Origin of the sequence: Streptomyces sp. DvalAA-14 (genome assembly GCF_900091855.1) — a bacterium.
GTDB lineage: Bacteria > Actinomycetota > Actinomycetes > Streptomycetales > Streptomycetaceae > Actinacidiphila.
The window spans coordinates 1-1,429 of the sequence record NZ_FMCH01000611.1 but is presented as its reverse complement, the minus strand read 5'-3'; the positions used below and the strand labels follow the sequence as shown (position 1 = coordinate 1,429).

General features: G+C 68.2%; 1 protein-coding gene. It reads left to right on the top strand.

The features are described 5' to 3' along the window. Positions 1–138: 138 nt before the first annotated feature. Complete coding sequence (locus GA0115240_RS32675; protein ID WP_093742414.1) at positions 139–1,374, top strand: IS256 family transposase; 1,236 nt, start codon at positions 139–141, stop codon at positions 1,372–1,374. Positions 1,375–1,429 lie beyond the last annotated feature (55 nt).

The following is a 1,429-nucleotide window of genomic DNA, read 5'->3' as shown; positions in this document are numbered from 1 at the left end:
CCGGTTGCGTCTGTGGAAGTGGTGTAGCGGGTTGGACCTGATCCGGGGGTTTGCTCCGGCGTCCGGGTTGGTGCCCGCATAGAGAGACGGCCACCGGCTGATCTTCGAAGTGTCGAAGCCTCGAAGGAGATCAGCACGATGACCGCACCTGACAGTCTGCCCCTGCACGCCCTGACCGAGGACAACCTCGCCACGGCGAGTCCCGACCTGCTGCGCGCGATGGTCAAAACGTTCACCGACGCCCTGATGTCCGCCGAAGCGGACGCGATCTGCAATGCGGAGTACGGGCAGGTCAGCGACGAACGCGTCAACCACCGCAACGGCTACCGCCCGCGCGAGTGGGACACCCGCGCCGGCACCGTCGAGCTCGCGATCCCGAAGCTGCGGACCGGCAGCTACTTCCCGGCCTGGCTGCTGGAACGCCGCCGCCGGGCCGAGCAGGCCCTCATCAGCGTGGTCGCCACCGCCTACCTCTTGGGCGTCAGCACCCGCCGGGTGGAAAAGCTCGCGCAGTCCCTCGGCGTCACCCAGCTGTCGAAGTCACAGGTCAGCGCCATGGCCAAGCACCTGGACGAGCAGGTCACAGCGTTCCGCAACCGTCCGCTCGACGCCGGACCGTATGCCTTCGCCTGGGTCGACGCTCTCACCCAGAAGGTCCGCGAAGGCGGCCGGATCGTCAATGTCCACGCGCTGGTCGCAGTCGGCGTCAACGCCGACGGGCACCGCGAGATCCTCGGCATCGACGTCGCCACCGCCGAGGACGGCGCCGGCTGGCTGGCCTTCCTGCGCTCACTGACCGCCCGCGGCCTTTCCGGAGTCCAGCTCGTCGTCTCCGACGCCCACACCGGCCTGGTGGCCGCCATCGGAGCCGTCCTGCCCGGCGCATCCTGGCAGCGCTGCCGCACCCACTACGCAAGGAACCTGCTCAGCCAGGTCCCGAAGTCCGCCCAGCCGTGGGTGGCGACCCTGCTGCGGACGGTCTTCGAACAGCCCGACGCCGACGCTGTCCACGCCCAGATGCGGCACGTCCTGGACGCGTTGGAGGCGAAGTTTCCCAAGGCCGCCGAACACCTCGACACCGCCCAGGCAGACCTGCTGGCCTTCACGGCGTTCCCCCGCGAGATCTGGCGGCAGATCTGGTCGAACAACCCCCAGGAGCGGCTCAACAAGGAGATCCGCCGCCGCACCGACGTCGTCGGGATCTTCCCCGACCGCACCGCCCTGATCCGCCTGGTCGGCGCCGTCCTGGCCGAGCAGAACGACGAATGGACGGAAGCCCGCCGCTACATGAGCCGGGAACTGCTTGCCAGGACCAGCCACCCGATCGAGTCAGAAAACGACGAGACCACCCTGCCCACCCAACTCACCGCATAACCTCACAACAAGATCACCGAGTGGCCGTCGATACACCACTCCAGCGGACGTGACC

Bases quoted from the DNA above. Each gene is read 5' to 3' on its own strand.
- GA0115240_RS32675 (WP_093742414.1), top strand. From the start codon at position 139: ATGACCGCACCTGACAGTCTGCCCCTGCACGCCCTGACCGAGGACAAC.